The 8,004-nt window shown below is 33.4% G+C and carries 11 protein-coding genes; 6 read left to right on the top strand and 5 right to left on the bottom strand.

The features are described from left to right. Positions 1 to 846: 846 nt before the first annotated feature. Together DES36_RS15005 and DES36_RS14665 are read right to left on the bottom strand one after the other, a co-directional pair. On the bottom strand, positions 847 to 993 hold the full coding sequence (locus tag DES36_RS15005; RefSeq protein WP_170128343.1) for a hypothetical protein: 147 nt from the start codon (positions 991 to 993) through the stop codon (positions 847 to 849). After that, the gene (locus DES36_RS14665; protein WP_148581906.1) at positions 990 to 1,238 is read right to left on the bottom strand and encodes a hypothetical protein; all 249 of its coding nucleotides are present in this window, start codon (positions 1,236 to 1,238) and stop codon (positions 990 to 992) included. Before DES36_RS14665 ends, DES36_RS15005 begins: the two co-directional genes overlap by 4 nt. A gap of 20 nt (positions 1,239 to 1,258) precedes the next feature. Here DES36_RS14665 and DES36_RS14450 point away from each other — a divergent pair, with 20 nt between their 5' ends. Both DES36_RS14450 and DES36_RS14455 read left to right on the top strand, forming a co-directional pair. Beyond that, complete coding sequence (locus tag DES36_RS14450) at positions 1,259 to 1,594, top strand: YjgN family protein (protein WP_113921925.1); 336 nt, start codon at positions 1,259 to 1,261, stop codon at positions 1,592 to 1,594. A gap of 842 nt (positions 1,595 to 2,436) precedes the next feature. Beyond that, positions 2,437 to 2,955, top strand: a complete 519-nt coding sequence (locus DES36_RS14455) for a GNAT family N-acetyltransferase (RefSeq protein WP_113921926.1) — start codon at positions 2,437 to 2,439, stop codon at positions 2,953 to 2,955. Between the two features lie 61 nt (positions 2,956 to 3,016). On the opposite strand, the gene DES36_RS14460 is transcribed toward DES36_RS14455, so the two are convergent. Next, a complete protein-coding gene (locus DES36_RS14460; protein WP_113921928.1) occupies positions 3,017 to 3,358 on the bottom strand; it encodes a transposase in 342 nt (113 codons plus the stop codon). A gap of 210 nt (positions 3,359 to 3,568) precedes the next feature. Here DES36_RS14460 and DES36_RS14465 point away from each other — a divergent pair, with 210 nt between their 5' ends. Both DES36_RS14465 and DES36_RS14470 read left to right on the top strand, forming a co-directional pair. Beyond that, positions 3,569 to 4,318, top strand: coding sequence for a hypothetical protein (locus DES36_RS14465; protein ID WP_113921930.1), 750 nt, complete (start codon positions 3,569 to 3,571; stop codon positions 4,316 to 4,318). A gap of 141 nt (positions 4,319 to 4,459) precedes the next feature. Then, entirely contained in the window at positions 4,460 to 5,377 is a 918-nt protein-coding gene (locus DES36_RS14470) for an exodeoxyribonuclease III (protein WP_242981788.1), read from the top strand. A 258-nt stretch (positions 5,378 to 5,635) separates the two neighbouring features. Here the strand turns inward: DES36_RS14470 and DES36_RS14475 are convergent, their stop codons facing one another. Beyond that, on the bottom strand, positions 5,636 to 6,574 hold the full coding sequence (locus DES36_RS14475; protein WP_113921932.1) for a transposase: 939 nt from the start codon (positions 6,572 to 6,574) through the stop codon (positions 5,636 to 5,638). A 408-nt stretch (positions 6,575 to 6,982) separates the two neighbouring features. Between DES36_RS14475 and DES36_RS15350 the strand changes: the two genes are divergently transcribed. Continuing rightward, positions 6,983 to 7,114 carry a hypothetical protein gene (locus DES36_RS15350; RefSeq protein ID WP_278278709.1) on the top strand — a complete coding sequence of 44 codons (132 nt, stop codon included), beginning with the start codon at positions 6,983 to 6,985 and terminating at the stop codon, positions 7,112 to 7,114. Between the two features lie 199 nt (positions 7,115 to 7,313). Then, the gene (locus DES36_RS14670; RefSeq protein WP_146953673.1) at positions 7,314 to 7,499 is read left to right on the top strand and encodes a hypothetical protein; all 186 of its coding nucleotides are present in this window, start codon (positions 7,314 to 7,316) and stop codon (positions 7,497 to 7,499) included. A 295-nt stretch (positions 7,500 to 7,794) separates the two neighbouring features. Here DES36_RS14670 and DES36_RS14485 read toward each other — a convergent pair. Then, positions 7,795 to 8,004, bottom strand: a 210-nt coding sequence (locus tag DES36_RS14485) for a metallophosphoesterase family protein (protein ID WP_146953675.1), incomplete at its 5' end; no start/stop codon positions are given.

Raw genomic sequence — 8,004 nt, forward strand, 5'->3', positions numbered from 1 at the left:
CAATTATAACAAATCTGGTGTTTTCATGCTATTTTTATACCTGTAAACCCGGAATTCCAATACTTGTATTCAATTATTTATGTGCGAAGTTTGAGAAAATAAATTAAATACTGAAAATCTATAGACTGCTATAGATATTGCTAAATTTTTGAAGCTTGATAAAAATACACAATTAGAATAATTAAGGCAATAAATCAATTTCCATTAGATGAGGTGAATTCCATTGTATTAGAGATCAAACTTAAAAATGCTAAAAGCCGTGCAGATGATATACTACAGAGATCAGGTCAACAGATGAAACTGGTAGGTTAAATTTATTGATATTAGATTTGACTACATTTTATGATACGCGGAATATTGATTATTGTGAGTATTGTTATAACGGTGTTAGGTGTTATGGTATTGATAGAGATGGATACTTTTATTTAGTGGAGTGTGAGGAAAATGGGATGGATTGTTTTAGTGTTATATGTAATCTTAGATCATTGGAGACATAGAAATGTTGCCAAAATATAGTCAATAAAATATGTTAATCAAAACTAAGACCCTAGTGAGATGAAGTGGACCTAAGGGTGTACGTCTATTGTCTGTCTGCGTTTTTGCGATCTCCTTTTGAATAGCTAACTCCGTATCTAGTTCAGCTTTTAGCATTTTCTAGAGAGTATCCTTAAAATATCTTTCAGATAAGAATGTAAATCTCCAGCTGTTTTAAGGTCACCTTCTTTAATCATCTCTCTAGGAAATTCTTTTGGTGATTTACTCATAAAAATAGCTCCTTCCTGGTTTAAATCATTATTTAGATTCTTACCAGGAATGAGCCAATATTTTCCTAAAACACAGATTTATTTACACATCCTTCTTACTTTCATTGCCAATATAATGTTTCCAGTTATAATATGTTTTTTTATCATATAAATCAATCTTAACATCATTTACTAAAATAATATGTTCATTAAGCCAAGTAACTTGAGCAATATCTTTATCAGTATTCATTTCCCAATAAATTGTTTCATCATTAAACTTTTTCTTAGCATTTTTTTAGAAGTAATTCCAACTCTTACCTGTGCTCTTACAGTGGCCCCCCCATCACCAATCAAATAAGAACGAGCTACATATTCATTATTTAAAGAGCTGAATTCTTGCATAAATGCTCCGCTACCATTTAATTCATGTAGTTGTACAGATACTAGGTCATTAAAGGTATTGTATAAATATGGTGAATATTGTAGCATTAACATATCAAAGTAGGAGGTGAATTATGGAAACTAATATTGAAAGAGGTAATGTAAAACAGGATTCATATTTTGACGGAGGACTACTCCAATTAATTGGTTGGTCTCTTTTAGGAATTTTTATTACCACCATTACATTAGGTATTTGCTATCCCTGGGCTTTATGTATGGTTTATGGATGGAGAATAAATCATACTGTGGTAGAAGGTAGAAGGCTTCAATTTAATGGTAGTGCAGTTGGTTTATTTGGCAATTGGATTAAATGGTTTTTGCTTACTATTATCACATTTGGAATTTATGGTTTTTGGCTAAGTATTGCCCTTGAAAAATGGAAAGCAAAAAACACAACATTTGCAAATTAAATTGAAAATTATTTATATTCTAAGTAGGATAGTAGGATAACACAACAACAAAGGGCAGATTCCAAGAATTTACTATTTACATAAATTATCCCACTGCTTTTGCGAGATAGTGAAAGAAAAATGATAATTAATAAGCTGTATTTTATATATTAATAATCTTATTATATGAAAAAAGAGCAAAAAAAGACTTAGCAAACTCACCACGTGTCTAGTGAACAATTAGTTAGTGGTGAGTTGATATGAATATGGAGAATACTTAAGCCGCTGAAACCGCATGAAGGAATTTAGGCCTACATCCTTGTACCTATAATCTTCACTTAATAGCTCGAAGCCTTGGTTACAAAGGCTTGCTACTCTTGAAAGAGTTAGATTGCCAATCTCTTTACATATTTGTTTGTAGCTGTAATCACATAGGTCTCTAATGAGAAAGATTAAGATTACCTTGTATTCAGTAATAGCGTGGCAATATTTTGTTTTATATTACAGACATCTGCAACGGTTTCAAGGATTTGGTTTTGTTCTAGGTCTTTGAAATATATGTAGCATTCGCTACGGTACTCATATGGTTTAGTTGTAATAAAGTAATTTACTATTTCGAGCAGCTTTTGTTTTTGCGTGACATTATTGCAACTAGTTACAAATTCAGCATAGATTTTGTGAGCTACTTTTGGATTTTTGTCAAATTGAGAGAGAATAAAGTCGGTATCGAGGATGCCAAGGTCATCAGCGCGATAGTCTAGTTCATCTAGATAGGTAGAACTACAAACGGTTTTGATTTTCGTACACGTGATATAAAATTTGAATTTGTCGCTGTGTTAATGTTGATGAGGAGATAAATTACTATGATAGAAAAACTAAAAATTCAAGATTTCGATACAATATATGATCTAATGGAAATGAGTTTTCCAAGTGATGAATATAGAACCTACGATGAGCAAAAAGCACTGCTCAATAACCCTGGCTATTCTATATATGTGTTGTGTAACGAATCTCAAGATATTAAGGCTTTTATTGCGGTTTGGGAATTTAATAAATTCGCTTACATCGAACATTTTGTTGTAAATCCTGAGCATAGAAATGGTGGAATTGGAGGATATATACTGAATGAACTGGTGGAACTGCTTGATAAAACCGTTTGTCTGGAAGTTGAACCGCCAGAAACAGAAATGGCGAGCAGGCGTATTGGCTTCTACAAGCGAAATAATTTTTTCCTTAACGAATATCCATATATGCAACCTCCAATATCTCAGGGAAAGAAGGCCATTCCTTTGTTCATCATGACTTCAGGTAGCAAAGTGGATGAGGACATATTTGAGCAAATAAAAAGCACTTTGTATACCAAGGTGTATAAATACATATAAGCAGAAAATTTCAGCTTTTCGCTGAAAAACCAATAGGCAACATATTTTAAGAATTTGCTATTTAAATAAATTCCCCTACTATTTTTGCAAGATTATGAAATCTGTTTTGGAATACGTGACCATGGCGTAGATATTTACGATTGTAGTATTGGGCATAACAAAGGTTTATGCCGTGCATGAATTTTGAAATGTCGCAGCTCTTTGGATCGAGTTGAATATGAACGTGAGTGTCCATGAGACAGTAGGCTAAAACTTTACATTCAAATTTTTTACAGTAAAGTGCCATTAGTTGTAGGTATTTAATTTTATCGTTGTCGTTCTTAAAGAGTTTGATTTCACTAATGCTTCTGCACATAACATGATGAGGGAGTTCCGGGTCTTTTCGTCGTGCTGTTCTTGGCATGAAATTCACTCTTTCTTTATCGTTAGATACGAATACTCGTTTGATTATATTTTTTCATAAAGTATAGAAATGTGCAAGAATTATCATAAGAATATTGTAAAATATTTCACTATAAATGATATGATAAAAGAAAAACCGACAATATCTCTGGAGTGTTGTATTACTGCTAGTGGCAAATATCTTTCAGAGAACTTTGAGGAGGTATGAGTTTTGAAAGTTAAGCGAAATGCATTTAGAGTTGTAATAGTACTGATGTGCTTTGTGATTGGCGTAGGGTTATTGAGTAGTTGTGGAAAAGCAAAGGAAAGAGAAACTCAACAAGCGAACAGTGAAATCATGGTTGAGGAAACGCCTGATGTAGATGTAGCGGAAAATAAATCTCAACCAGAAGAAGCTAAGAAACCAGTAGACAAAATCATAAGGAGAGAAGAAATCTTAAAGAACGAAGAAGTTACTGTAAGCGAAGAAATTCAACTTTTTGAGGAGACTTCAAAGAAGCTAGCCTTTTCTAGTGGTGCTGGTGCATGGGCAACTTTAATCACACTAAATTCTGATGGTTCTTTTGAAGGTATATACCATGATTCAGAGATGGGTAGCAGTGGTGAGGGGTATCCATATGGTTCAGTCTATATTTGTGCCTTTAGTGGACAATTTGATGATATAAAGCAGGTAAACGACTATACCTATTCTATGACTCTTGGTGAAATAACTACCGAAAATAATGAGGGAGAGGAATGGATTAAAGACCAGATACGTTATATAGCCTCAGTCCCACATGGAATGGAAGATGGGGAAGAATTCCTTCTCTATACTCCAGAAACTCCTATCAAGGAACTTTCAGAAGATTTTTTGAGCTGGTGGCCAAAAAGATACTTATCCAAGGAAGAAGTAGCGGAAACACTTTCATGCTATGGTCTTTATAATAAAGAAATGGGGTACGGATTTTTTACTAACGAATAAAATATGAAGCTTTTTAAATTAAAAAAGTAAACCAAAATCACTTGCGAAAAAACAAATTCTACTTACTTAAACATTCTAATGTTTATTTCACTCCCTGAAAATATAAGCACTACCTTTGAAAACTTGAGTTTTTAACACTTTATGGATATACTATTTTTATCAGATAATACTACACTTACAGAATTTGATAGAAAAATAAGTTGGCAAATAGATTTTATTAGGAGGAAAACATTGAAGTTTATTTCATGGAATATTGATTCATTAAATGCAGCATTAACAAGTGATTCAGCACGTGCTTTATTATCTCGAGATGTATTAGAGACGATTATACAACATAATCCAGAAATTATTGCCTTACAGGAAACAAAGTTATCAAGTAATGGTCCTACGAAAAAGCATTTAGAAATTTTGAAGGATAAGTTTCCAGATTACGAAATTGTTTGGAATAGTTCAGTAGAACCAGCTCGCAAGGGTTACGCAGGTACCATGTTTTTATATAAGAACCATTTAAAACCATCCGTTATATTTCCAGTAATTGATGCGCCAGGCACCATGGATGCTGAGGGTCGAATCATTACATTAGAGTTTGAACATTTCTACCTAACACAAGTTTATACGCCCAATGCGGGGGATGGTCTGAATCGTTTAGAAGAGCGTCAGATTTGGGATATAAAATATGCAAATTATCTAGTAAATCTTGATAAAGAGAAGTATCTTATAGCAACAGGTGATTTCAACGTAGCACATAAAGAAATCGATTTGGCTCATCCTAATAATAATCGTAACTCAGCTGGCTTTACTGATGAGGAACGCCAAGGCTTTACAAATCTTTTAGAAAAAGGTTTTACAGATACCTTTCGCTATGTTCACGGAGATGTAACAGATGTTTATACTTGGTGGGCTCAGCGTGCTAAAACAAGTAAAATTAATAATTCTGGTTGGAGAATTGATTATTGGTTGGTGAGCAATCGCATTACAGATAAAGTAATTAAATCTGAAATGATTGATTCAGGTCCAAGACAAGATCATACACCAATATTACTTGAAATTAATTTCTAGTTTGACATAAACAATATACCATATATCTAATGGATTAAAAATTAGGGGGTAGGGGGTAACTAGGGGACATATCTGTACTTTTAGCAGTTTAGAGACGAAGTATTACATGTAGTTTCTTATAATGAAGATTTTTGGGCAAAAAAATAATGCCTAACTGGTTTTGATAAGCATTATATAAGGAATTCTTAGAAATTGTTACATAGCTCTAAGACCATCTTATATTGGTCTCAAATTATATTTGTTATTATTGATAAGCGGTTAAGCTACTTTAATTTTCTCAAGTAGGTCTGGCAGCAGGCTTTGATACTTTGGATTACTTTGGATCAGCTCAAAACCTTTTCGATTGAGTTTAGCTACTTGAGATAGGGTAAGATTCCTGATTTCCTTACAGATCTCTTTATAACTATAATCACAGAGGCATCTCATTAAAAATATTGATACTGCTTTAAAATTTGTGATGCTATGACTGTACTTAATCTTTATAAACTCTGGATTATTTATGTTGAAGGTTTTTGCTACTATTTCTATGACTTGATTTGGTTTTAGTTCTCGGTAGTAGATGTATCGTTCGCTACGGTATTCGTAGGGTTCGGTGGAGACAAATTTTTCTATGATGTCGAAGAGTTTCTCCTTTTGGATGACCTTGTTGCAGGAGGTTACAAACTCTGCATATACTTTCTGAGCTAATTTAGGGCTCTTGCCAAACTGAGACAAGATGAAGTCTGCGTCTATTAAGCCAAAATCATCAGGATGTTTATCTAGGTAGATGCCGTAGGATGAGAAGTAATATTCATCGACACAGTCGTAATAGTTGGGTAAATCTTTTGGATTGTTGTGTATGTATGCGGAGACCGTTAGATTGTATTCGTCTACGTCGATTACCTTATTAAGAAATCTGTTTTGAAAGACATGACCGTGACGACGGTACTTCCTATTGTAATACTGAGCATAACAAAGGTTTAAGCCATGCATGAACTTGGAGATGTCACAGCCCTTGGGATCGAGTTGAATGTGGACATGGGTGTCCATTAGGCAATAGGCTAAAACTTTGCACTCGAATTTTTGGCAGTAGAGTGCTATTAGTTGGAGGTATTTGATTTTATCGTTGTCGTTTCTGAAGAGTCTGATTTCACTGATGCTTCTGCACATGACGTGGTGTGGGAGTTCTGGGTCTTTACGTCTTGCGATTCTTGGCATGGGGTTCACCTTCTTTTTTTATCATTGAATATGAACATTTGTTTGGGTTTATTATGACATAGATTTACAAATCATGCAATTGATTTTGGATAAATATTGTAACTTAATTAATTATATAAGATAATAGATTAAAAGCAGGAAAAGTTGAGAAATGTCCCCTAGGAGACCCAAAAGATAAATGTGATAATAAGGGATTTAATTAAACAAGGAAAGTGGATTAGAACCTGTTACAAGTCATCCTTTTATGATAAACCAGAATATCTGGATACTCCTAAATTTGATGTTATATTCTGTTGGGATCATGATAGCTTGAAAACTCAAAAAGAAGTAATTGAAGTAAAAAATATAATTGCGTTACATAATTCTTGGAAGAAATAACAGATGAACGACTATGGGGTGGGCTAGCTCATGGGCAGCTGTGAGATTTTATGCGTTATAGGTGGCAGTACGATAAACAAATGCCTAATGCTAGAAATATTGAAACTAGATATTTCTATGGTTATGGTGTTAGAGCCAGTAATTATCGTAATACATGGCTGACCCACCAGGGACGTGTAATAATATGTAAAATTATTTTGGAATATTGTAATATGCTAGTAAAAATATGATAAGATGAAAATAATTAAAAGTTGAGAACTATCCCAAAGAACATACGTGCATATGATCATTTAAAACCGATATTTTAATAAGATGAAATGGTTAACATTTATTATGTCATTTACATAAACTGCAAATCGATATGAAAGAAGGATTAAATAATGGTGGTAAATTTATAGATCCGTTAATCGTTTTAAGTGGAATTGTTTTGTTAATCGGAATCGTAATAGGCTTGGTAAGGAAAAATAAAAAGCTACTTATAATCTCAATAATCGTATTTGCAATTGTTGTTTTAATATTCGTTTTGGAAGGTCTTCTAATTGAATAATCACGAGGGATGAGAATGGAAGGAAAAACCAAGAAAACTATCAATATAATCATATCTAAGGAGGAGGCTAATGTTTAAAAAAAGATGCAATATTTGCAATAAGAAGACATCGAGAGATTCAAGGCGGAAATATATAGATGATCGTGGCAAAAAAATTATAGTTTGTTTGCAATGTGCGGAATATGCAGAAAGACGGGCTTATAGGAAAGCGTAGCCACAAAACCAATAGGGAACATATTTCAGGAATTTAATGTGACCCACGAGGGACGTGGAAAATTGAGTCAAAATTGAGTCATTAAAAATATACTATATGAGGATGAATACTCTCATGAATCTCTAAAATACCAAAAGAATAATTTTTGTTTCGCCTTTTGTCTGTTGGCGAGCCTGGGTTAAATAGTAAAATGTCCTTATAGAGCTGTGATAATGGCATATGGCTGTGCCCGAAAATAATGCAGTTTACTTCGTCCTCTTGAAAACATTTTATTACACGGTCTATGGTTTT

Origin of the sequence: Alkalibaculum bacchi (genome assembly GCF_003317055.1) — a bacterium.
GTDB classification, from domain to species: domain Bacteria; phylum Bacillota; class Clostridia; order Eubacteriales; family Alkalibacteraceae; genus Alkalibaculum; species Alkalibaculum bacchi.